Raw genomic sequence first — 22,349 nt, forward strand, 5'->3', positions numbered from 1 at the left:
TATTTTCTAGATTTTGGATTCCACGGGGGTGTTTCTCCCCTTTTCGCGACTCTATTTTCTAGATTCTGGATTCCACGGGGGTGTTTCTCCCCTTTTCGCGACTCTATTTTCTAGATTCTGGATTACACGGGGGTGTTTCTCCGCTTTCCGCGACTCCATTTTCCAGTTTCTGGATTACACGGGGGTGTTTCTCCCCTTTTCGCGACTCCATTTTCCAGAATCCGGATTATAAAGAGGTGTTCCCGCCCTCCTCGCGACCACATCTTCCAAACGCAAAGTGTAAAAGACCTACCTCTCTCCTCCCCATCTTCTCTGCTAGCAATATCAACCTCTTAAAACAACCGATAAATCACCTTTTACAGCAACCCTACAAGATACATATATTGTAAATCCAACGGCTATAAGCAGTGCTAAAGGACAAAGAAGCCACGTCTGCCATAATACCTGAACAAATTCAATTCTTGCCGCTCCCATAGTAGACATAGCCAAACTTACAAGCCATTCACCTAGGAAATCCGAAGCGAGAACACCTATTGTGATCCCCAATAGCAGTACCATTAAAGTTCCTGCCATGTACTGATGGCGAATTTGTTTCAGCGTTATTCCCACACTTCGCATAATGGCAATCTGAGACATATCTTTTGATAAGAGCATTCGAAGGAATAATGCCGTAATTAAAACAGCTATGATCATAGCGATGGATATTCCGCCGATTACCACGATACCCAACTGATCGATGATATTCCCAAGCGTCTGCTGCGTATATTCTTCAATATCATTTACCTGTGCTGAGCTATAAGCATTTTGGTAGTAGTCCATTTTCTCCTGTATATTAACGCCTTCAGCCAAATCCAGACTGACAATATACCAAAGAACAGCTTCTTCATTTACGCCAAGACTGCTATGCGCCTTTGCCGTTTTTCCTCCGTTCGTAATATCCTGATAGATCCCCGTAACGGTTAGCATCTGCTCCTTCCCGCCAGTCCTGACAGTTACTTCATCTCCCACTTTCTTGTTTAATCCGTCTTTTGCAGCATTTGCAAATGATAACGCTATTTCTCCTTCTCTCTCCGGTGCCCTGCCTTCCAGAAATGTTAATGGAAACAAAGAAAAATCCCCTGTTTCAATATTCATAGAGTTCCAGGAACCGTCTGCGTTTTTCACCTGGTAAGAGCTTGTCATATAGGGTGCAAACTTTTCTATATCATGATCATTTTTCAACTCTTCCTGCAGCTTGATAAAGTCTTCTGTAATGGTATCTGTTCTGCGAAGATCGATTCTCACGTCCTGTTTTCCGATCCCCATATAGGTGGAGAACTGAGGTGAATGGATCGTGTTATAAATATTTACAGGGAGTATGATAATAATGTAATAAAAATAACCAACAGCAGCCTATATAGCCTGAAGCGCTTTGCTATATCCCTCAGTCCCATGTAAATATTCGTGCTGAAGAACTTGTTATTTAGCAGCGGAAAGCTGTATTTCCGAGTCTTTCCGGACTCCGTGATATCTCCACGCAACGCCTCCACTGCCGAGATCTTATCGATTCTTTTCAGTATTGATTTGCAGTACATCACAATCATGAAATAGACAAGCAATGGAGCTATAAGCGAAAGGATGTATTTTAAACTCCCTGTTAAATCAGAGGAAATATAGAGTCTCATATGACTGTTTAATAGATTTACGACAGCAAAGGAAATGAGATACCCAGCCATACCGGCAGCTGCGGAAATGAATCTGTATTTGTTAAGATAGACCTTTTGAATATTTTTTTTGGCTAGCCCTATGGCTTTCATCACACCGATTTCTCTAATATCCTCATCAACCGTTGCCAGAAATGTAAGCCGGATGCAAAGTGAAGCAATCACGATAAGAAGAATACTGATCAATATAATAACAAGCGCAATAATCATATCCGACATGGCATTAAACAACATAAAGATCTTTCCTTCAATGATCGGACCGTTTGCCGGAAGGCCAGCCTCCTGATAGGCATTTTGAATAGCAGCAGAATCACCAGTTTCATTCAGCTTAAATTCAATCAGAAATTCCAATTCCCCAGCCTGCATTTTCAGCATTTCATTATAGTCATCCTGATGAATCACAAATCTTTTCGAAGAAGTAAGAGGAGAATTCATCTCAAAATCCCTTGCATAATCTGAAATGAGAAACTCTTTCTCATACCCGCCGCTTTTCACTGCAATATGATCACCAATTTCTAAATCATATTGTTCCATAAAATAGATCGGAACAGCTGCGGAACCTTGCTTTACATCCAGCTTTTCATTATCAAGATCCAAGATAAAATCAAAATGCTTATTTTGCACCACAAAAGAAATATCCTGTATCGTTCCGGCCATCGTTTGATTTTGACCGAAATGAATATTGCTTCCATCAATATTCTGAAGCACCATTGTTTCCTGCATTGCAATATGGTCACGATATAGTTCGGTGAATCGATCGATCTCTGCCTGATCAAAATCCCCGGCATGCATCACCGTAATGTCTGCTGGCACTGCACGTTCCTGAAAACTTGATATCCCCTGAATCAGATTGGCAATGTTATTAGTTGCACTGGCTGCCAAAATAACAGCCATTGTAATAAATAAGAAGACCGTGATCGTAACCAGCTTATTTCGGTTGAAATCGTTCTTGATCATTTTTAGAAACATTAACTTTTCTCCCTCCTTCACCTTTGTCTGGATTCGAGCTTTCCCCTTCAACACTTTTTCTTCTAACTGTTCTCTTAGGTTCCATGATGATAATTCATAATGCTGTAGTAATCATACGAAATGGTATTTATTGGGTACAGATGTTTAAGACTGATTGTTTACTACGACTTGAGCTGTATTTCCGTAAGGGCGAGAAAAATAATTGAAAAGGAGAGAGAAGCATAAGGGGAACTAGTTGTTAGAGCTGGCAATTACGAGGGGTTTGCTAATAACATTTTGATGATGAACTTGCGCAAAAAAAAGAAGCCTGCCACAAATCTATTAAACTCATGGGAAGCTTCCTAATTAATTTAACCTCTTCAAACATAAACTAGACTTGCATGATTTGATGGAAGTCTTTTATAAACATATTGAAAACATCTTCAATTTTTAAATTCCGTGCGTTCTTTAATTTTTCTGCCTCCACCCACTCTTCCGCCATTTTAATGATCTGCGGGTAATCCTCTGACATTAATTGGTGAACAGGCTTCGCTTTTTCGTAATCAATACTTAAATCAAAGTACACATTAAGGAGGATTGATAATTGTTCAAGATACATGATTGGTCCCTCTATATTTATTGGCTTTCTGCTTAGATATGGTGTTGTATCTTTTAAATTTGTACTGCCGCCATATTTATCCTTCGCAGCATATTTAAGATTGCGGATTCCACTCATATAGAATGCACTAAAACATAATGGACACGGCTCTAAGGTTGAGTATAATACATAAGCGTTAACATTCTTATGTATTCTGTTGTCTAGTTCTAATAATGCATTTACCTCTGCATGTGCCAATTCATTATGGGATATAACCGTATTCGATAATTGATTGAACGTCGCACATTTCCCTCTTGAAACAATATTCCCTTTGTCATCAAGAACTATTGCCCCGACCGGTTTAGAACCTTCTTGGAACGACTCCCATGCTATTTGAAAACATTCCTGCCATTCATTTGTAAAATCTGTCCATTTCAAGTGAACCACTCCATATTGAAAATAATCATAAAGATAGGAAGATCTATTAACCTTTCTAAACTTTTTATATTCAATAGATTAGAAGTAATATCCTTCTATAAAAAAGGAATAAAACCTTATTCATGCTTCTAAAAATAGAATGGGTTACCTTAGTATCTACGCCCGGAAGATGCCTTTAGGTGAGGCGGTTTTAAAATCTCAAACAACACTTGGAATTTTACATGTGATAACAAATGTATTTTTCTCTGTATTAAAATCTAAAAACCCTTTGTGGTTATGAACAATCTCTTGAATAATTGCTGTCCCAAGCCCCGTATGATGTTCTTTGGTTGAAATTCCCGAAGTTACAAACAGCTGATCCGCAACTTCTCTTTCTAAAGGAAGTGTACTATTTTTGCATGTTAGCAGAAACAACCCGCTGCGCTTTTGTAAACTAAGCTCTACAAAGCCCTGTTCTCCCCGTTCACATTGCCATTCACGGCAGGCAAAAATTGCATTTTCAAGAATATTGCCAACTAACTCTACCAGATCTGCTGATTCAATCGGTAATTGAGAGATTGGAACGTCAAGCTGATAATTGATCGCCATGTTTTCTGATCGTGCTTCTTTGTAATGGGTATGAAGAACCGACGCAATAGCACCATGCTCCCCTTTAATGGATAAGTTCGTCTCCTCATAGCGATTTAACAGATTGGCCATATAACTTTTCGCTTCCTTAAACTGCTCTTTTTCCAGTAAATACTGTATGGCAGCAACATGTTTCAAATAATCATGTCGCTCTTTCCGAACCATTTGAAACGTTTCGTTGAATTGATGCAGCTGCTTGTTCATATCTGGATTTAAAGTACGGATGATTAATCGTTTTTGCATTGTTGTACTATAGATAAAAAGGAGTGCACCGCCTATTAACAAAACGATATTTTCTATTTTGGGACCATTGATTAGATAAACTACTATAATGAGTAACTGAATCCATATGCTTTGATCAAGCTTTACAAACTTCCATGTACCTACTGCTGCCGCAATGGCTAGAATACTAGATAGCAAAAATGGCAGCAGCCCGTTTGTTGCCAGCATAATATGGGTTATGCACAAGCCTGTATATACGATTCTTGTCCGCAAAAACGTCACCTCAGAAGTAATGTTGTTGAATATAATCTAAATTTTCCTTTGTAATCATCGCTTTCTCCTCAATGCCTTCAAAAAATACAAGATAAGAATTTTTTGAGTATAAGGAGAAATTTGTAATGTAGTGGATATTAATAATAAACGAGCGATGCGAACGAATAAATAATCGCTCACGCAACTCCCCTTCTAGCTCATTTAATGTTTGGTAGATTTGGATCGGACCGTTTTTTGTGTAAATAGTTGTTGATCTCCCAGACCGTTCAATGAAAATAATATCCTTCTTTTGCACAATATGTATATCTGCTTTTTGCTTAATAAATAATCGACCATTTAACTCCGCTTTTTGATACTTGGCAAGCAGCCGTTCCACGGATGATACTAAACGCTCCTTTGAATAAGGCTTCATTATATAATCATGCACATTTAACTCAAAAGCATGAACAGCATAGCCGCTATTTCCTGTTACAAAGATCACCCTTATTTGCAATGCATGAGTATAAATAATATCTGCTAACTCATATCCCGATAAATTGGGCATTTCAATATCCGCAATCAGTAAATCAATCGACTGCTTCTTAATTTCTTCATATGCCACATTTGCATTTGTTGTAGAAAATACAAGCTCAAGCTGCTCGATCTTCTCAATGATGGCGATTAACTTATCTAAATCTATTTGTCTATCATCCACAAGCCCTACTCTGATCAATTCATTCACCTCTATATACATACAAGTGTACAGCATTTCAGGTTTTCTGAGTAGATAGACAATCATCTTCCCTTTTCACAACAGAAAAGGGCATTTTCGCGACAATATGGCAGACAGTTTGCCGCTCTCTTTGTACTATTAAGACAGCAATTAACGCGAAGGAGTGACAGACATGATTACCATTCATGAAGTGACAAAGCAATTTAAGGATAAGAAAAAATATATAACTGCCCTAAAGCATGTTTCATTAAATATTCACGAAGGAGAAGTCATTGGCTTACTCGGGGAAAATGGTGCCGGCAAAACAACCTTGCTTCGTTCCATTGCCACTTTACTTGAACCATCAAGCGGCACCATTGAAGTAGCCGGATTTAACACGGTGCAAGAAGCAGAAGATGTAAAAAAGCGACTTGGTGTATTATTCGGCAGTGAAACAGGTCTTTATGACCGCTTAACTGCACGGGAAAATTTAGAGTATTTCGCTTCACTTTACAAGTTAGGCAAGCATGAAACAAAGGTGCGAATTGATAAGCTGGCCAAAATGTTTGGCATGAGGGATTATTTAGATCGCCGTGTTGGCGGCTTTTCAAAAGGAATGCGTCAAAAGGTGGCAATTGCTCGCACAATCCTGCATGATCCTGACATTATTTTATTCGATGAACCAACAACAGGCCTTGATATTACCTCATCAAATGTATTCCGTCAGCTTGTACATCAATTAAAACGAGAAGGCAAAACGATTATTTTCTCCAGTCATATCGTTGAAGAAGTGAAGATGCTATGTGATCGCGTGGCAATGATTCACCAAGGTGAGCTTGTTTACGAAGGAACACTTGAAAAATTATATGAGGAAGAAGGTTCAACAGACTTAAATTACATTTTTATGAGCAAATTAGCACGGGGGGAAAATGAGTATGCTTAATATACTAAAAAAGGAATTAAAGGATAGCTTCCGCGACCAGCGGACATTGCTGCTTACCGTATTATTACCACTTGTTTTAATGTCCGGACTAGTGTTTTTCAATGAAAATTTATTATCACCATACGAAGAAGACGTATACGAAGTTGCTGTACAGGATGCACAATATCCACTTGTACAAAAGCTATTAGCAGACAACGAAAACTTACATATATCTGCAGTGGACAATGTGAAAGAAACCATTGAAGAAGGAAATGCTGTGGCAGGGATTGTCATCCCCGCTGATTTTGAAGAAAAAATGGCAGCAGGAGCAACACCCTCTGTACAAATCTTAAACGATCTCAATAGTCAAAATAGTACCCTTGCTACAAGTGCCATTGAGGCTTCTTTCATGCAATATAGCCAGAGGATTGTCACAGAGCAATTAGCAGCACAAAGCATCGACACAGCTATTCTTACACCGTTTACTCTCGAACAGGTGCAAATTGTGGAAGGTGATCTAACCATCATCATGCTTGCTTTTTTAATCCCTTTAATGCTCACCCTATCTGTCGGCCTAGGTCTTTCCACTTCTGCCGCTGATTTAATTGCTGGTGAAAAGGAACGCCGAACAATGGAAGCCCTATTAATGACACCTGTAAATCATCGTTCACTGTTAGTGGCAAAATGGTTAACAATGGTGATCATTGCAAGTATGACAGGAATCATTACATTAACCATCGTTTTTGTTGAAATTCATTTCTTTACAGAAACCTTAAAAGCGGGCATCTCATTTGGCAGCAACGCGCTTCCTATTGCACTTGTTTCAGTATCCGTCATTATTAGCTACTCAGCTATTTTGGCCTCTGCATTAATGGTCACAAGCATTTTCGCAAAAACCATAAAAGAAGCACAAACCTATAGTACACCGATTACCATGCTAACTCTTCTTCCGTCCATGCTCATGTACAATGTCGGCATCAACGAGTTAACATTTACACATTTCGCGGTACCTGTAATGAATATTTTCGCCGTCTTTAAAGAACTATTTTTCGGCATCGTCAATATCGAACATATACTAACAGCGATCACATCAAACCTATTAGTAGCACTCATCATCTTTATCATTGGACGCGTTTTATTCTTTAGAGTGAAATGGGTACTTGCGAAGTAAACATAAAAGAAGAACAATAAAAAACGAATTCCTTTTTGGAAATTCGTTTTTTATTTTACTCATTCCAACTAATGCCCGAGGGAAATACCGCTCGTAAAATAAGAAAGGGAATAGGCCTCTCTCCACTTTTTTCTACATCTGCGTTTTCATTTTAAAACCTTTAATCTATATTCTTCCCTGTACTATTGCTCTAATCCTGCTACCCCAAATCCCCCAGCTCCAGAATGAGTGGAAATCATTCCGCCCGCTTGAATCCATCTTATATTGTGGAATCCATTTTCTTTGGCAAGCTCATCCATCCGCTGCTTAATGCTATCTTCAAGCCCTACTGAGTAAATAAAATAAAGCTGCTTTCTATCGATGTTGAAATGAGTTAAGTAATCACTCAAGAGTTTTTCAGCAGCTCCACCCATTTTCCCGCGGTACTTTTTGGTCGACATCAGCTTTCCATCCTTCAACTCTATACATGGCTTTATTTTCAACAAAGTTCCAATCAGAGAAGCCATATTGCTTACTCGTCCTCCCGCTTTAAGGAACTCAAGACTGCCTGGGATGAAAGCCAGTCTTGACTTAGGAACAATTGACTCTATTTTTTCAACTAAATGCTCCGGGTCAATGTGTGGTTCTTTTTCTAATAACTCAGCAGCATACAGTACAATCGCCGCTAATCCTCCAGTAACGTTCAAGGCATCAATTAGAAAAATATCTTCAAATTCTTCAACAGCAATGACAGCATTTTGGAAAGAAGAAGAAGCTTTTGATGTATAACCAATATGTACAATGATGCAATCAGGGAAATTCTCTCTAATCTTTGTAAAGAATTCTTGATACTCATGAGCATTTGTGGAGGTAGTAGAGGGTATTTTCTTCGTACGTCCGTAGTATTCATAAATCTCCTGGACCGGCAGATCACCATCTAAATAATCTTTTCCATCCATAATGATGTGCATCGGAACTACTTGAATATCGTACTTTTCAGCTAAATCACCCGGGATGTCAGCACCACTTTCGGTCGATAAGATGATTTTCCGCATTCTATTTCCCCCTTGGTTATAGTAAGGTACGCGTTCACTTTTCCTGTATTATGGTTTAATTATACACGAGATGGTTTTTGTCCTTCCTGCTGCTCATTAATTTACTAAAAAAAGCGTCTTATTCTAGTAAACCTACTTTACCAATGCCAGAACAATGAGCTAAACTGCTGCATAACAATTCTTTTCTATACTAATGCTTAGTGAGACCTATTTTGAAATGTCAGAGGACGGAAAACACAAGTAAATCTTCTCCACACTTCTTTTATTATTACAAAACTCCCCAAGTAAAGTCTGTTTTAAATGTCTATCGTTCATGAACCTGAAAGGCATATTTCTCAACACAAAAAGACTACCTCCTAAATATCAGGAAGTAGTCTATACTTTAAAAAATAATCATTTACATGACTAGTCATAATGGGTGAGAAATAGTATTAACTTATTTCTCAAGATGAAGGCTTAAAACCTTACATCATGCCGCCCATTCCACCCATGCCGCCCATATCAGGCATTCCGCCGCCAGCGTTTTCTTCTGGCTTGTCAGCAACTACAGCTTCAGTTGTTAAGAACATAGCTGCAACAGATGCTGCGTTTTGAAGTGCAGAACGAGTTACTTTCGTTGGGTCTACGATACCAGCTTCGATCATGTTAACCCAAGCGCCTGTTGCTGCGTTAAAGCCTGTGCCTACGTCTTCGCGCTTTAAGCGGTCAACGATAACAGAGCCTTCAAGACCTGCGTTGTGTGCGATTGTGCGAACTGGTTCTTCCATAGCGCGAAGAACGATGTTGATGCCTGTTGCTTCGTCGCCTTCAGCTTGAAGCTGAGCCACTTTGTTGTATACGTTTAGAAGGGCAACACCACCACCGGAAACGATACCTTCTTCTACTGCTGCACGCGTAGAGTTTAGGGCGTCTTCGATGCGAAGTTTGCGTTCTTTTAGTTCAGTTTCAGTTGCAGCGCCGACTTTCACGACTGCTACACCGCCAGCTAATTTAGCAAGGCGCTCTTGTAATTTTTCGCGGTCAAATTCAGACGTTGTTTCGTCCATTTGAGTGCGAATTTGGTTTACGCGGCCAAGGATTTGCGCGCTGTCTCCAGCACCTTCCACGATTGTTGTGTTTTCTTTTGTTACAACTACTTTAGAAGCGCGTCCTAAAGCTTCAATACCAGCAGATTTCAGATCACGGCCAAGCTCTTCAGTGATCACTTCACCGCCAGTTAGAATTGCGATATCTTCAAGCATTGCTTTACGGCGGTCACCGAAGCCAGGAGCTTTAACAGCAACTGCGTTGAATGTGCCGCGAAGTTTGTTTACTACAAGAGTAGAAAGTGCTTCTCCTTCTACATCTTCAGCAACTAGTAATAATGGCTTGCCTTGCTGTACAACTTGCTCAAGTACAGGAAGAACCTCTTGAATGCTGGAGATTTTCTTGTCAGTGATTAAGATATATGGATTTTCTAAAACAGCTTCCATTTTATCTGTGTCAGTTACCATGTATGCTGATGCATATCCGCGGTCAAATTGCATACCTTCAACCACATCAAGCTCAGTTGTGAAGCCTTTAGATTCTTCAATTGTGATCACGCCGTCGTTGCCAACGCGCTCCATTGCTTCAGCGATTAATTGGCCAACTTCTTCGTCAGCAGCAGAGATTGCAGCAACCTGTGCAATGGACTCTTTGCCTTCGATTGGCTTAGAAATAGCTTTTAACTCTTCAACAGCTGTAAGAACCGCTTTTTCCATTCCTTTGCGGATCCCCATTGGGTTTGCACCAGCTGTTACGTTTTTAAGACCTTCGCGGATCATTGCTTGAGCAAGAACCGTTGCAGTTGTCGTACCGTCACCAGCAACATCATTTGTTTTGCTTGCTACTTCTGCAACAAGTTTTGCACCCATATTTTCGAATGCATCTTCAAGTTCGATTTCTTTCGCGATTGTCACACCGTCATTTGTAATTAACGGAGAACCGAATTTTTTCTCAAGAACCACGTTGCGTCCTTTTGGTCCAAGAGTTACTTTTACTGCATCTGCAAGTGTATCAACCCCGCGCAGCATAGAGCGGCGAGCTTCTTCACTGAATTTAATCTCTTTTGCCATTTGTAATAACCTCCTCAAAGATTTTAAGTAATATAAGTCTAAGTCTATTTTTGATTTATCCGATTACTGCAAGAATATCGTTTTCACGAAGAATTAAATATTCTTTGCCTTCGTATTTAACTTCAGTTCCAGCATATTTTGAGAAGATAATGCGGTCGCCATCAGCAACTTCCAATGCAACACGCTCACCATTTTCAAGCACGCGTCCAGTACCAACCGCTACGACTTTGCCTTCCTGCGGCTTTTCCTTTGCAGAGTCTGGAAGCACGATACCGCTTGCAGTTTTTTCTTCAGTTTCAACAAGCTCGATAATAATTCGATCACCTAGTGGCTTTAACAAGTGAAACAACCTCCTCAATCATTATGTAGTGATTTATTTATTAGCACTCTATCGACTTGAGTGCTAACACATTTATTATATTAATAGTTCTGACTTTTATTTGCAAGCATGATGCTGTATTTTTCATAAAAAATTTTAGTCTTAAAAAGGAAGTCTATTATTGCCTGCGCCAGAGTCCAGAGAGATCTATTTCTGGCAACCTCTTCATTATATACATTCCCATTCTTTTTATGCATAAAGGCTGTTCAAGGTATCCTTCTATTTGAAAGAAGCCCCTCTTTATGAGTAAAATGGTTAAAAGAGCATTTGCTTGATTCTATGTCATAAGGGAGATCATCATTTGAAAAAAGAATACTGGATTATTTTAATTGTGTATATTGCCATGCAGCTTTCCTCCATTGTCGGCTTGCCGCTTATGGTATTTGGAAGTGAGCTTATAACTGGCACTCGAATGGATGAAGGGGCGGCCGTGTCTTCTTGGCTTGTGATTAGCTTTTCGCTAGCGCTCATCATCATTCTTTTCCTGCTGAGAAAAGATATGAAAGTGGAACGGAGTTTATCTGAGCAATCATCCGTTGTAAAATCGATTGCCTGGGCCATTGGCGGGGTGTTTTTAGCACTGATTGCACAATCTGTTGCTGCAAATATTGAATATATGATTGGCATCGAAATGGGGTCAGAGAACACACAGCAAATCATGAGTATCATTGAAACGTCTTCAATTGTTATCATTGTTGTGTCGATTATTGGACCGATTTTGGAAGAAATCATTTTCCGGAAGATTATTTTCGGCAGCCTGCATAAACGCTTTAACTTTTTCATATCAGCGCTCCTTAGCTCTGTCATCTTCGCGGCAGCACATACTGAATTTGAACATCTGCTTCTCTATTCAGCGATGGGGTTCACGTTTGCCTTTCTATATGTAAAAACAAAGCGGATCCTTGTGCCGATCTTTGCTCACGTGGCCATGAATTCTCTTGTAGTCGTCATGCAGCTTAATATGGAAGAAATCGAAAAATGGCTGGAGGAAATGGAACAAGTGGCCGCATTTATTGGAGGGGTACTATGAGAAGAACTCCTCTGTTTTCAGGCATCATTTATTTGATCCTTGGAATACTATTTGTCTACATCGCTATTCAAAGTCTTCAGCAAAACGGAGAGTGGGGATTCATAACAAACCTTCTCATTATCATTGCTACCTTTGACATTGGAGCTGGCCTCAAAATGATCAGCTTCCACTTTAAGCTTAAAAATCTTGAAAACAAAAAATGAGCCTTTATTAGGGCTCATTTTTATTTTGAATAAGACATGCTTTCCTGGAGGGATCTCCTACATATCTGCCGGGTAATGTTTTAAGAAATATATTAATGATTGCAATTCCACGGCTAAGTCGATATGGTGAACCCTGATTGCTGGAGGCACAGTTAATCTAGCAGGAGTAAAGTTTAAAATTCCTTTTACTGTGCTTTGTGAAATTCTATCTGTAATCGTTTGGGCATGCTGTGAAGGTACAGTTAAGATCACAACTTGGATGTCATTTTCTTCAATGACCTTCTCAAGATCGTCCATATGATAAACGGATACATCCCCAATTTTTTGATTAACTTTATCGGGCGAAACATCAAAGCCCACTTCAATTTTTGTATTGTTGTTTTTTAAGAAGTTATAGTTTAATAAAGCAGTCCCCAGATTACCAACACCAATTAAACCAACCTTTGTTACTTCATCTTGGTCGAGCGTTTTTCTAAAAAAGGACAGCAGATAATTCACATTGTAGCCATAGCCTTTTTTTCCAAGTGCTCCAAAGTAAGAAAAATCCCTTCTGATCGTGGCAGAATCAACTTTTACAGCATCACTTAATTCCGCAGACGAAACCCGAAGCTTACCTGATGCATGCAGATTTTTTAAAAATCGATAATACAGCGGTAATCGCTTTGCAGTAGCCTGCGGAATTTTGGTTTGTTCTGTTGACATCATTGTACCTCCGTATTCTCCGTCCTACTCCGTTCTTTTAAAATCCCCATTTTTGCCGCCTGTTTTTTCTAATAAGTAGGTTTCCCCTATGATCATCCCTTTATCGACGGCCTTGCACATATCATATACAGTCAGCGCACAAGCTGAAGCAGCTGTTAACGCTTCCATTTCAACACCTGTGCTTCCTTTTGTTTTGGCAGTAGCCGTAATTTGCAGAATATGATCAGAATCTGTCAGCTTCCATTCAAAAGAAATGTCCACACTTGTAAGCATAATTGGGTGGCACATTGGAATAATGTCAGATGTTTTTTTACTTGCCATAATTCCGGCAACTTGTGCAACGGCTAATACGTCTCCTTTTTTCATACTGTTAGACGTAATCTTGTCGTATATGACCTCATTTACTTTTATGCTTGAATGGGCAATAGCTGTGCGAACGGTTTCGGCTTTTTCGCCAATATCAACCATCTTAGCTCTGCCTTCTTCATTAAAATGCGTTAAATCTCCCATATACTAACACCTCACAACAGAATCATACACTATTTTAGGTGCATTTGTGTATAGTTTGTATTGATATTCACATATTTATTTGCAAATTTCTTCAAATAACGTCGGTTTATTGCCGAACCTAAGCGGAATACGATACACTTGTCTTATATTGCAGAGGTGAAAATCATGATACTATTACAAGTTAATCAGCTCAATAAAAGCTTTGGTGCTGATCCAATTTTAACGAATATAAAAATGGAAGTGCAAACAAGAGACCGCATTGCGCTCGTTGGACGAAACGGGGCAGGCAAATCGACTTTATTAAAAATAATCGCTGGCCATATTTCTTATGACAGCGGAGAAATCATGAAGCCAAAGGAAGTAGAAATCGGCTATTTGGCGCAAAATACTGGACTTGAGTCTGAGCTGACAATTTGGGATGAAATGCTGACCGTTTTTGCTTCTCTGCAGCAGCAGGAAAAAGAATTGCGTTCATTGGAAGTGAAAATGTCTGATCCTAACGCAATGAGCAATGAAGAAATGTATAACCGCATTTTAAAAGAGTATGATCGCCTTCAGGTCAGCTTTAAAGAGAATGGCGGCTACCAGTATGAAGCAGATATCCGCTCGATTTTACACGGCCTGAACTTTCACACCATAGGATATGATGCGAAAATATCATCTTTAAGTGGCGGACAGAAAACACGGCTAGCACTCGGTAAGCTGCTCTTAACAAAACCTGATCTGCTCATTCTTGATGAGCCAACAAACCATTTGGACATCGAGACCCTTTCATGGCTCGAATTTTACCTGCAGAGCTATGAAGGAGCTATTTTAATTGTTTCGCATGACCGGTACTTCCTTGACAAGGTTGTTACGCAGGTTTACGAAATCTCCCGTCATCAGATCAAAAAGTTTACCGGAAACTACAGCCGCTACTTAGATCAGAAAGCTGCAGATTTTGAACGTGATATGAAGCAGTATGAAAAGCAGCAGGAAGAGATCTCAAAGCTACAGGACTTTATTCAGCGGAACCTTGCACGTGCCTCTACGACTAAAAGAGCACAGAGCCGCCGTAAACAATTAGAACGAATGGATGTAATGGATCGTCCCCTTGGCGATGAGAAATCAGCATCTTTTGGCTTTCAAATTGACAGGCAGTCAGGCAATGATGTGCTGCAGGTTATGGATCTCGCTATTGGCTATGCAGGTGAAGCAGTTTCTGAAAACCTTTCATTCCGGATTACTAGAGGAGATAGTGTCGCTTTAGTGGGACCCAATGGGATTGGAAAATCGACTTTGCTGAAGACGATTATTGAAAACCTTCCAGCCTTACAAGGGAAGATCCTGCACGGTTCCAATGTAACGATTGGCTATTATGATCAGCAGCAGGCCGAGCTTACATCCAATAAGCGTGTTTTAAATGAACTTTGGGACGATTATCCGCAAATGCTGGAAAAAGACGTCCGAACCGTTTTAGGTAACTTTCTTTTTTCAGGAGATGATGTATTAAAAACCGTGTCTACGTTAAGCGGCGGCGAAAAAGCGCGTCTTGCTTTAGCCAAATTAATGCTGCAAAAATCTAATTTTCTAATACTGGACGAGCCTACCAATCACCTGGACCTAGACAGTAAAGAGATTCTGGAAAATGCTTTAATTGATTATCCCGGTACCATCTTATTTGTCTCTCATGACCGCTATTTCATTAACCGCATTACATCAAAAGTAATTGAACTGTCAAAAGAGGGTGCGGAGGAGTTTCTCGGGGATTACGATTATTATGTGGATAAAAAGAAGGAGCAGGAAGAGCTTGAAAAGTTTGATGCTGTTTCTGCAGCTGCTGAATCTGTATCTTCGACTGAAAAAAATAATTATCAATTAGATAAAGAAGCCAAGAAACTGGAACGGCAGCGAAAAAGAAGAATAGAAGAGATCGAAAAACAAATCGAGCAGCTTGAGCTCAAAATAGAAGAATTCGATCAACTTTTATGTGATCCTGAGGTTTATCAGGACCATGAGAGGGTACTAAAGATAACAACAGATAATGATCTGGCAAAACTTGAGCTTGAGACCCTTCTTGAAGAATGGACTGAGCTAGCAGATTAATTATCGTACCCCCTTTAGACATTTATATTCTCTAAAAAAGAACCGGGACTATTGTCATCTCGGTTCTTTTTTATCCACAATTTTATTAACAAATCAACCCTTGAAAAATAAGTATCCCACACACTTTTCCACAATATCCACAAAAAGTTGTTCACTTATCCACATATCCACTATATTTTTCTGAAAATTAATTTATTTATCCACAAAAAATAGCCCCTGTATGAACAGGGACTTTTTCCTACTGTTTAAGAATTGTGGATAGATATATCGAGACCAGGATTAGCATTGAGATTTAACTGTGATCTTATCCCTTTTTCATAATAAATACTGCCAGCAGCTGCAATCATTGCTGCATTATCCGTACATAATGATAAAGGAGGGATGACCAGTTCAATCTCTTCAAGAGGTTCAAAGGTTTCCTGTAAGGCTGCACGCAGGCCTTTATTAGCAGCTACTCCCCCAGCTAATAAAACTTGGTTAACCTTATAGGCCTTTGCTGCCTTTGCTGCTTTTGTGACAAGTACATCAATCACACTTTGCTGAAAACTGGCAGCTAATGCTTCCGGTTCTATTTTTTCTCCCCGCTGTTCTGCATTGTGGACAGTGTTGATAACTGCTGATTTTAAACCGCTAAAGCTAAAATCATATGAATCCTCTTCCAGCCATGCACGCGGCAGCGGAATTGTTGGCTCGCCTAATTGTGCAAGCCTGTCAATATGAGGTCCGCCTGGGTAAGGCAGATCCAATGTTCTCGCTACCTTATCATAGGCTTCACCAGCAGCATCATCTCGTGTTTCACCGATTACTTCGAAATGACCGTGCTCTTTCATATAAACAAGCTCTGTATGTCCTCCAGAAACGACTAGTGACAGCAGTGGAAACTTCATCTCTGTCAATAAGCGGTTCGCATAAATATGACCTGCTATGTGGTGAACACCAACAAGCGGAATATTATGTGCAAATGCCAGAGCTTTTGCCGCATTAACTCCTACCAACAGAGCACCCACCAGCCCAGGCCCTTCCGTGACAGCAATGGCTGTTAAGTCAGAGAACGTAATATCTGCTTCCTTCATCGCCTCTTCAATGACAATTGTCATTTGTTCAACATGATGTCTGGAGGCAATTTCCGGAACTACGCCGCCAAATCTTTTATGACTTTCTATTTGAGAAGAGACGATATTCGAAACGATCTCTTTTCCATTTTTCACAATTGCTACAGCTGTTTCATCACAGCTTGTTTCAATTCCCATTATCCATTGATTTTGCTCACTCATAAGTTCACCCACATTACTAAAGCATCTTCTTGAAGATCTGTATAATAATTTTTGCGAATGCCTCCATCTTGGAAACCAAGTTTGCGGTAAAGTGCTTGTGCAATATGGTTGGAGACACGCACTTCAAGTGTCATTGATACGGCACCAAGTTCAATCGCCACTTCAATCATGTTTCTCATTAATGCCTCTCCAAGCTTTTGGCCGCGGTAATCAGGATGAATGGCAACATTGGTGATATGCACTTCATCCACAACCACCCAGGAGCCGCAGTAGCCAATGATCTTTCCATCTTCTTCGAGTACAACATATACCGCAAAACGATTTTGAGTCATTTCATGATAAAAAGCCTCTCGCGTCCATGGGGTTGTAAAGGAGGCCTGTTCAATCTGTAAAACATCCTCTATGTCTTCTTCCTTCATAAACCGAAATGTTAACGACTTATTCATTTTGACACTTCCCCATTTATTCAAAGCTTCTGCTTCTTATTCTCTTCCAGCCATTTTGTTTCTGCTTCTGCCAGGCGAATATAATTCGGTACAAAGGTATGAACATCTTCAGGCTCCATATCTTTCCCTATCAATGCTAATTCAGCAGGACGCGGATTCATTTCCGTTATACCACTAAAGATTGCCTGTTCACCCATGATGTCCTCTATCTGCTGACGGTGAATAGATGCATCGTTTCCTAGGAATAGAATCTTTTCTGGCTGCTGAGTCAGTTCCTCAGCCCAATTTTTCGATAGCAGCAGCTGATCTTCTCTAATATTCATTAACTTTCCATTATCATAACGATATAAGCCAGTATACACTTGTCCTCTTCTGGCATCAAATAAAGGGGAAAGATACCCATTAAAGTATTTCCCTGCTGAAGCAGCTTGCACAGCCAAACTTGAAATTCCTGTTAGAGGAATATTTAATGACCAGGCTAAAGTTTTAGCAATCGTAACGCCAATACGAACTCCAGTATAAGATCCTGGCCCTTTTGCGACAACAATTTTAGTCAGATCAGCGGGCTTTGTATCACAATCCTTCAGCAGTGCTTCAATGGCCGGCATAACCCGGATGGAATGATTCTTCTTGATATTTGTTATATACTCTCCCAGTACTTTATCATCTTCAAGCAATGCAATACCTAAAGGATAATTTGAAGTGTCTATCGCTAATATTTTCATGTTAGTAACTCCTTGCATAAAACTTCGTATCTTTTTCCGGCTGGAGAGAATTCAACTCTTCTCTCTTCATCCCCGCTATGATACAAGTTGATTGTAAGCAGCTCGTCTGGAAGCTGATCTTTTATTAAGTGAGCCCACTCCACAACGGTCACACCGTCTCCATAAAAATACTCGTCAAAACCTAAATCCTCAAATGAGTCTTGAACTCTATAGACATCCATATGGTATAAAGGCAATCTGCCTCGATACTCTTTTATTATGGTAAAGGTCGGGCTGCTAACGGTTTTCGTGATGCCCAATCCTACTGCCAATCCTTTAGTAAAAGTGGTTTTACCTGCTCCTAAATCACCTTCTAATGCTATGACATCACCAGGCTGAAGAATTTCTGCAAGCTTTATGGCCAATCTGTTTGTATCTTCCGGTTTAAGAGAGCTTAATTGAAATTGATTCATATCTATTTCAGCACCTACTAACATTTTCAGTCTTTATCTTTTGGTACAGCAGCGGAATAGCTGGCTGTACTCTATTTATTCTCTTAAAAAAATCCTTAGGATTGATCCTAAGGATTACTCTTTATATGTAGTGTACATGATTTACAGTCATTGGGCAAAAACAACTAAAGGTGTTAAAAAACATTCACTTTTTATGTTAATGATCAAATCTGTATAAAATAAAAAAAGCCGAAACACTGTTTCGATCTTTCACTTTGAATCTATGAAAAATGGCGGTCCGGACGGGACTCGAACCCGCGACCTCCTGCGTGACAGGCAGGCATTCTAACCAACTGAACTACCGGACCATTTAACGATTGCGGGGGCAGGATTTGAACCTGCGACCTTCGGGTTATGAGCCCGACGAGCTACCAGACTGCTCCACCCCGCGATAATATTATTAACTACATTTATTAAAATAAACAGCCCGGCAACGTCCTACTCTCACAAGGGGACAGCCCCTAACTACCATTGGCGCTGAGAAGCTTAACTTCCGTGTTCGGGATGGGAACGGGTGTGACCTTCTCGCTATCGCCACCGGACTATTTAATTGAAGAAAAGTTATTCCTTCAAAACTAGATAATGTTAGAAGAAGAAAACAGTAATGCCATTGTGTGGTTAAGTCCTCGAACGATTAGTATCAGTCAGCTGCACGTGTCGCCACGCTTCCACCTCTGACCTATCAACCTGATCATCTTTCAGGGTTCTTACTAGCTTGACGCTATGGGAAATCTCATCTCGAGGGGGGCTTCATGCTTAGATGCTTTCAGCACTTATCCCTTCCGCACATAGCTACCCAGCGATGCCCTTGGCAGAACAACTGGTACACCAGCGGTGCGTCCATCCCGGTCCTCTCGTACTAAGGACAGCTCCTCTCAAATTTCCTGCGCCCACGACGGATAGGGACCGAACTGTCTCACGACGTTCTGAACCCAGCTCGCGTACCGCTTTAATGGGCGAACAGCCCAACCCTTGGGACCGACTACAGCCCCAGGATGCGATGAGCCGACATCGAGGTGCCAAACCTCCCCGTCGATGTGGACTCTTGGGGGAGATAAGCCTGTTATCCCCGGGGTAGCTTTTATCCGTTGAGCGATGGCCCTTCCATGCGGAACCACCGGATCACTAAGCCCGACTTTCGTCCCTGCTCGACTTGTAGGTCTCGCAGTCAAGCTCCCTTGTGCCTTTACACTCTACGAATGATTTCCAACCATTCTGAGGGAACCTTTGGGCGCCTCCGTTACTTTTTAGGAGGCGACCGCCCCAGTCAAACTGCCCACCTGACACTGTCTCCCGCCCCGATCAGGGGCGCGGGTTAGAATTTCAATACAGCCAGGGTAGTATCCCACCGACGCCTCCACCGAAGCTTGTGCTCCGGTTTCTCAGGCTCCTACCTATCCTGTACAAGCTGTACCAAAATTCAATATCAGGCTACAGTAAAGCTCCACGGGGTCTTTCCGTCCTGTCGCGGGTAACCTGCATCTTCACAGGTACTATAATTTCACCGAGTCTCTCGTTGAGACAGTGCCCAGATCGTTACGCCTTTCGTGCGGGTCGGAACTTACCCGACAAGGAATTTCGCTACCTTAGGACCGTTATAGTTACGGCCGCCGTTTACTGGGGCTTCGATTCAGAGCTTCGCTTGCGCTAACCCCTCCTCTTAACCTTCCAGCACCGGGCAGGCGTCAGCCCCTATACTTCGCCTTGCGGCTTCGCAGAGACCTGTGTTTTTGCTAAACAGTCGCCTGGGCCTATTCACTGCGGCTCATCAAGGCTTTAACACCCTAATGAGCACCCCTTCTCCCGAAGTTACGGGGTCATTTTGCCGAGTTCCTTAACGAGAGTTCTCTCGCTCACCTTAGGATTCTCTCCTCGCCTACCTGTGTCGGTTTGCGGTACGGGCACCTAATCCTCGCTAGAGGCTTTTCTTGGCAGTGTGGAATCAAGAACTTCGGTACTATATTTCCCTCGCCGTCACAGCTCAGCCGTATGCAAGCGGGATTTGCCTCACTTGCAGCCTAACTGCTTGGACGCGCTAATCCAACAGCGCGCTTACCCTATCCTCCTGCGTCCCCCCATCACTCAAACGGATTTTGGTGGTACAGGAATATCAACCTGTTGTCCATCGCCTACGCTTTTCAGCCTCGGCTTAGGTCCCGACTAACCCTGAGCGGACGAGCCTTCCTCAGGAAACCTTAGGCATTCGGTGGATGGGATTCTCACCCATCTTTCGCTACTCATACCGGCATTCTCACTTCTAAGCGCTCCACCAGTCCTTACGGTCTAGCTTCAACGCCCTTAGAACGCTCTCCTACCACGGACACCTAATGGTGTCCATCCACAGCTTCGGTGATACGTTTAGCCCCGGTACATTTTCGGCGCGGAGTCACTCGACCAGTGAGCTATTACGCACTCTTTAAATGGTGGCTGCTTCTAAGCCAACATCCTGGTTGTCTAAGCAACTCCACATCCTTTTCCACTTAACGTATACTTTGGGACCTTAGCTGGTGGTCTGGGCTGTTTCCCTCTTGACTACGGATCTTATCACTCGCAGTCTGACTCCCATGGATAAGTCTTTGGCATTCGGAGTTTGTCTGAATTCGGTAACCCGATGAGGGCCCCTAGTCCAAACAGTGCTCTACCTCCAAGACTCTTACTACATGAGGCTAGCCCTAAAGCTATTTCGGAGAGAACCAGCTATCTCCAAGTTCGATTGGAATTTCTCCGCTACCCACACCTCATCCCCGCACTTTTCAACGTGCGTGGGTTCGGTCCTCCATTCAGTGTTACCTGAACTTCAACCTGGACATGGGTAGATCACCTGGTTTCGGGTCTACGACCACATACTCATTCGCCCTATTCAGACTCGCTTTCGCTGCGGCTCCGTCTTATCAACTTAACCTTGCATGTAATCGTAACTCGCCGGTTCATTCTACAAAAGGCACGCCATCACCCGTAAATGGGCTCTGACTACTTGTAGGCACACGGTTTCAGGAACTATTTCACTCCCCTTCCGGGGTGCTTTTCACCTTTCCCTCACGGTACTGGTTCACTATCGGTCACTAGGGAGTATTTAGCCTTGGGAGATGGTCCTCCCTGCTTCCGACGGGATTTCTCGTGTCCCGCCGTACTCAGGATCCACTCTGGAGGGAACGAAGTTTCAACTACAGGGCTTTTACCTTCTCTGGCCGGCCTTTCCAGACCTGTTCACTTACCTCGTTCCTTTGTAACTCCGTGTAGAGTGTCCTACAACCCCAAGAGGCAAGCCTCTTGGTTTGGGCTAATCCCGTTTCGCTCGCCGCTACTCAGGGAATCGCGTTTGCTTTCTCTTCCTCCGGGTACTTAGATGTTTCAGTTCCCCGGGTCTGCCTTCAATACCCTATGTATTCAGGTAAAGATATCATCCCATTACGGATGATGGGTTCCCCCATTCGGAAATCTCCGGATCAAAGCTTACTTACAGCTCCCCGAAGCATATCGGTGTTAGTACCGTCCTTCATCGGCTCCTAGTGCCAAGGCATTCACCGTGCGCCCTTTCTAACTTAACCAATGTTCGGAAATCGATAAGCGGCGTATCTCTGCGTCAGCTCTCTCACTGTGCTCCTCACGTACCAACTTCGTACGTTCCGGTGCTCGTTCGGTCGCTTCCTTGATATACTTGCTTCTCGCTTCCCTCACGGTTTGGTAAAAAGATGAGTTGGTAACACATACTTTTTACGCTCGTGGTTATTACTCTTACTTAAAATAAATAAGAGAGAAAAAACTAAGATGGCGATTACTT

19 protein-coding genes, 2 tRNA genes and 2 rRNA genes are annotated in these 22,349 nt (G+C 41.6%); 5 read left to right on the plus strand and 18 right to left on the minus strand.

What is annotated here, in order from left to right:
• Nucleotides 1–324: 324 nt before the first annotated feature.
• The 5 genes from A6754_RS23305 to A6754_RS20990 form a co-directional block, all read right to left on the minus strand.
• Nucleotides 325–1,284, minus strand: a complete 960-nt coding sequence (locus tag A6754_RS23305; RefSeq protein WP_257298863.1) for an ABC transporter permease — start codon at nt 1,282–1,284, stop codon at nt 325–327.
• 62 nt (nt 1,285–1,346) lie between these two features.
• The gene (locus tag A6754_RS23310; protein ID WP_257298865.1) at nt 1,347–2,672 is read right to left on the minus strand and encodes an FtsX-like permease family protein; all 1,326 of its coding nucleotides are present in this window, start codon (nt 2,670–2,672) and stop codon (nt 1,347–1,349) included.
• Between the two features lie 370 nt (nt 2,673–3,042).
• The gene (locus A6754_RS20980) at nt 3,043–3,687 is read right to left on the minus strand and encodes a nucleoside deaminase (RefSeq protein ID WP_066450569.1); all 645 of its coding nucleotides are present in this window, start codon (nt 3,685–3,687) and stop codon (nt 3,043–3,045) included.
• A 198-nt stretch (nt 3,688–3,885) separates the two neighbouring features.
• Nucleotides 3,886–4,809: a sensor histidine kinase gene (locus A6754_RS20985; protein ID WP_066450576.1), complete on the minus strand. Its 924-nt coding sequence runs from the start codon at nt 4,807–4,809 to the stop codon at nt 3,886–3,888.
• Between the two features lie 10 nt (nt 4,810–4,819).
• The gene (locus A6754_RS20990) at nt 4,820–5,521 is read right to left on the minus strand and encodes a LytR/AlgR family response regulator transcription factor (RefSeq protein WP_066450578.1); all 702 of its coding nucleotides are present in this window, start codon (nt 5,519–5,521) and stop codon (nt 4,820–4,822) included.
• A 172-nt stretch (nt 5,522–5,693) separates the two neighbouring features.
• On the opposite strand from A6754_RS20990, the gene A6754_RS20995 reads away from it, so the two are divergent.
• Together A6754_RS20995 and A6754_RS21000 are read left to right on the plus strand one after the other, a co-directional pair.
• A complete protein-coding gene (locus tag A6754_RS20995; RefSeq protein WP_066450580.1) occupies nt 5,694–6,443 on the plus strand; it encodes an ATP-binding cassette domain-containing protein in 750 nt (249 codons plus the stop codon).
• Nucleotides 6,436–7,593, plus strand: a complete 1,158-nt coding sequence (locus tag A6754_RS21000) for an ABC transporter permease (protein WP_066450583.1) — start codon at nt 6,436–6,438, stop codon at nt 7,591–7,593. The genes A6754_RS20995 and A6754_RS21000 overlap by 8 nt, the downstream gene beginning before the upstream one ends.
• 182 nt (nt 7,594–7,775) lie before the next feature.
• On the opposite strand, the gene A6754_RS21005 is transcribed toward A6754_RS21000, so the two are convergent.
• The 3 genes from A6754_RS21005 to groES form a co-directional block, all read right to left on the minus strand.
• Entirely contained in the window at nt 7,776–8,627 is an 852-nt protein-coding gene (locus tag A6754_RS21005) for a DegV family protein (protein WP_066450586.1), read from the minus strand.
• A gap of 464 nt (nt 8,628–9,091) precedes the next feature.
• Entirely contained in the window at nt 9,092–10,723 is a 1,632-nt protein-coding gene (gene groL, locus A6754_RS21010) for a chaperonin GroEL (RefSeq protein ID WP_066450588.1), read from the minus strand.
• A gap of 55 nt (nt 10,724–10,778) precedes the next feature.
• Nucleotides 10,779–11,063, minus strand: coding sequence for a co-chaperone GroES (groES, locus tag A6754_RS21015; RefSeq protein WP_066450589.1), 285 nt, complete (start codon nt 11,061–11,063; stop codon nt 10,779–10,781).
• A gap of 340 nt (nt 11,064–11,403) precedes the next feature.
• Between groES and A6754_RS21020 the strand changes: the two genes are divergently transcribed.
• Nucleotides 11,404–12,132, plus strand: a complete 729-nt coding sequence (locus A6754_RS21020) for a CPBP family intramembrane glutamic endopeptidase (protein ID WP_066450592.1) — start codon at nt 11,404–11,406, stop codon at nt 12,130–12,132.
• Complete coding sequence (locus tag A6754_RS21025; RefSeq protein ID WP_066450595.1) at nt 12,129–12,335, plus strand: YdiK family protein; 207 nt, start codon at nt 12,129–12,131, stop codon at nt 12,333–12,335. The genes A6754_RS21020 and A6754_RS21025 overlap by 4 nt, the downstream gene beginning before the upstream one ends.
• Nucleotides 12,336–12,392: 57 nt before the next feature.
• Here A6754_RS21025 and A6754_RS21030 read toward each other — a convergent pair whose 3' ends face one another.
• Both A6754_RS21030 and moaC read right to left on the minus strand, forming a co-directional pair.
• Nucleotides 12,393–13,037 carry a redox-sensing transcriptional repressor Rex gene (locus tag A6754_RS21030; protein ID WP_066450597.1) on the minus strand — a complete coding sequence of 215 codons (645 nt, stop codon included), beginning with the start codon at nt 13,035–13,037 and terminating at the stop codon, nt 12,393–12,395.
• Nucleotides 13,038–13,061: 24 nt separating this feature from the next.
• On the minus strand, nt 13,062–13,547 hold the full coding sequence (gene moaC / locus A6754_RS21035; protein WP_066450600.1) for a cyclic pyranopterin monophosphate synthase MoaC: 486 nt from the start codon (nt 13,545–13,547) through the stop codon (nt 13,062–13,064).
• 165 nt (nt 13,548–13,712) lie between these two features.
• Between moaC and A6754_RS21040 the strand changes: the two genes are divergently transcribed.
• A complete protein-coding gene (locus A6754_RS21040; RefSeq protein ID WP_066450603.1) occupies nt 13,713–15,632 on the plus strand; it encodes an ABC-F family ATP-binding cassette domain-containing protein in 1,920 nt (639 codons plus the stop codon).
• Nucleotides 15,633–15,877: 245 nt separating this feature from the next.
• Here A6754_RS21040 and tsaD read toward each other — a convergent pair whose 3' ends face one another.
• From tsaD to A6754_RS21080, 8 genes are all read right to left on the minus strand, one after another.
• Nucleotides 15,878–16,906 (minus strand): tRNA (adenosine(37)-N6)-threonylcarbamoyltransferase complex transferase subunit TsaD, encoded by a 1,029-nt coding sequence (gene tsaD / locus A6754_RS21045; RefSeq protein WP_066450606.1) that lies wholly within the window; start codon nt 16,904–16,906, stop codon nt 15,878–15,880.
• Nucleotides 16,903–17,352 (minus strand): ribosomal protein S18-alanine N-acetyltransferase, encoded by a 450-nt coding sequence (rimI, locus tag A6754_RS21050; protein WP_066450609.1) that lies wholly within the window; start codon nt 17,350–17,352, stop codon nt 16,903–16,905. Before rimI ends, tsaD begins: the two co-directional genes overlap by 4 nt.
• 20 nt (nt 17,353–17,372) lie before the next feature.
• A complete protein-coding gene (gene tsaB, locus A6754_RS21055; protein WP_066450612.1) occupies nt 17,373–18,077 on the minus strand; it encodes a tRNA (adenosine(37)-N6)-threonylcarbamoyltransferase complex dimerization subunit type 1 TsaB in 705 nt (234 codons plus the stop codon).
• A complete protein-coding gene (tsaE, locus tag A6754_RS21060; RefSeq protein WP_066450614.1) occupies nt 18,074–18,529 on the minus strand; it encodes a tRNA (adenosine(37)-N6)-threonylcarbamoyltransferase complex ATPase subunit type 1 TsaE in 456 nt (151 codons plus the stop codon). Before tsaE ends, tsaB begins: the two co-directional genes overlap by 4 nt.
• Nucleotides 18,530–18,799: 270 nt before the next feature.
• Nucleotides 18,800–18,876: transfer RNA gene (locus A6754_RS21065), tRNA-Asp, on the minus strand.
• Nucleotides 18,877–18,885: 9 nt separating this feature from the next.
• A tRNA-Met gene (locus A6754_RS21070) sits at nt 18,886–18,959 on the minus strand.
• 34 nt (nt 18,960–18,993) lie between these two features.
• A 5S ribosomal RNA gene (rrf, locus tag A6754_RS21075) occupies nt 18,994–19,110 on the minus strand.
• Between the two features lie 72 nt (nt 19,111–19,182).
• Nucleotides 19,183–22,116 (minus strand): 23S ribosomal RNA (locus tag A6754_RS21080).
• Nucleotides 22,117–22,349 lie beyond the last annotated feature (233 nt).

Origin of the sequence: Cytobacillus gottheilii (assembly GCF_001636345.1) — a bacterium.
GTDB lineage: Bacteria > Bacillota > Bacilli > Bacillales > Cytobacillaceae > Cytobacillus > Cytobacillus gottheilii.

Coding starts and splice junctions, on each gene's coding strand:
- tsaB (WP_066450612.1), bottom strand. CDS start 18,077: ATGAAAATATTAGCGATAGACACTTCAAATTATCCTTTAGGTATTGCA.
- A6754_RS21030 (WP_066450597.1), bottom strand. CDS start 13,037: ATGTCAACAGAACAAACCAAAATTCCGCAGGCTACTGCAAAGCGATTA.
- A6754_RS21025 (WP_066450595.1), top strand. CDS start 12,129: ATGAGAAGAACTCCTCTGTTTTCAGGCATCATTTATTTGATCCTTGGA.
- moaC (WP_066450600.1), bottom strand. CDS start 13,547: ATGGGAGATTTAACGCATTTTAATGAAGAAGGCAGAGCTAAGATGGTT.
- rimI (WP_066450609.1), bottom strand. CDS start 17,352: ATGAATAAGTCGTTAACATTTCGGTTTATGAAGGAAGAAGACATAGAG.
- A6754_RS21040 (WP_066450603.1), top strand. CDS start 13,713: ATGATACTATTACAAGTTAATCAGCTCAATAAAAGCTTTGGTGCTGAT.
- A6754_RS21000 (WP_066450583.1), top strand. CDS start 6,436: ATGCTTAATATACTAAAAAAGGAATTAAAGGATAGCTTCCGCGACCAG.
- A6754_RS23310 (WP_257298865.1), bottom strand. CDS start 2,672: ATGTTTCTAAAAATGATCAAGAACGATTTCAACCGAAATAAGCTGGTT.
- A6754_RS21005 (WP_066450586.1), bottom strand. CDS start 8,627: ATGCGGAAAATCATCTTATCGACCGAAAGTGGTGCTGACATCCCGGGT.
- tsaD (WP_066450606.1), bottom strand. CDS start 16,906: ATGAGTGAGCAAAATCAATGGATAATGGGAATTGAAACAAGCTGTGAT.
- tsaE (WP_066450614.1), bottom strand. CDS start 18,529: ATGAATCAATTTCAATTAAGCTCTCTTAAACCGGAAGATACAAACAGA.
- groL (WP_066450588.1), bottom strand. CDS start 10,723: ATGGCAAAAGAGATTAAATTCAGTGAAGAAGCTCGCCGCTCTATGCTG.
- A6754_RS20995 (WP_066450580.1), top strand. CDS start 5,694: ATGATTACCATTCATGAAGTGACAAAGCAATTTAAGGATAAGAAAAAA.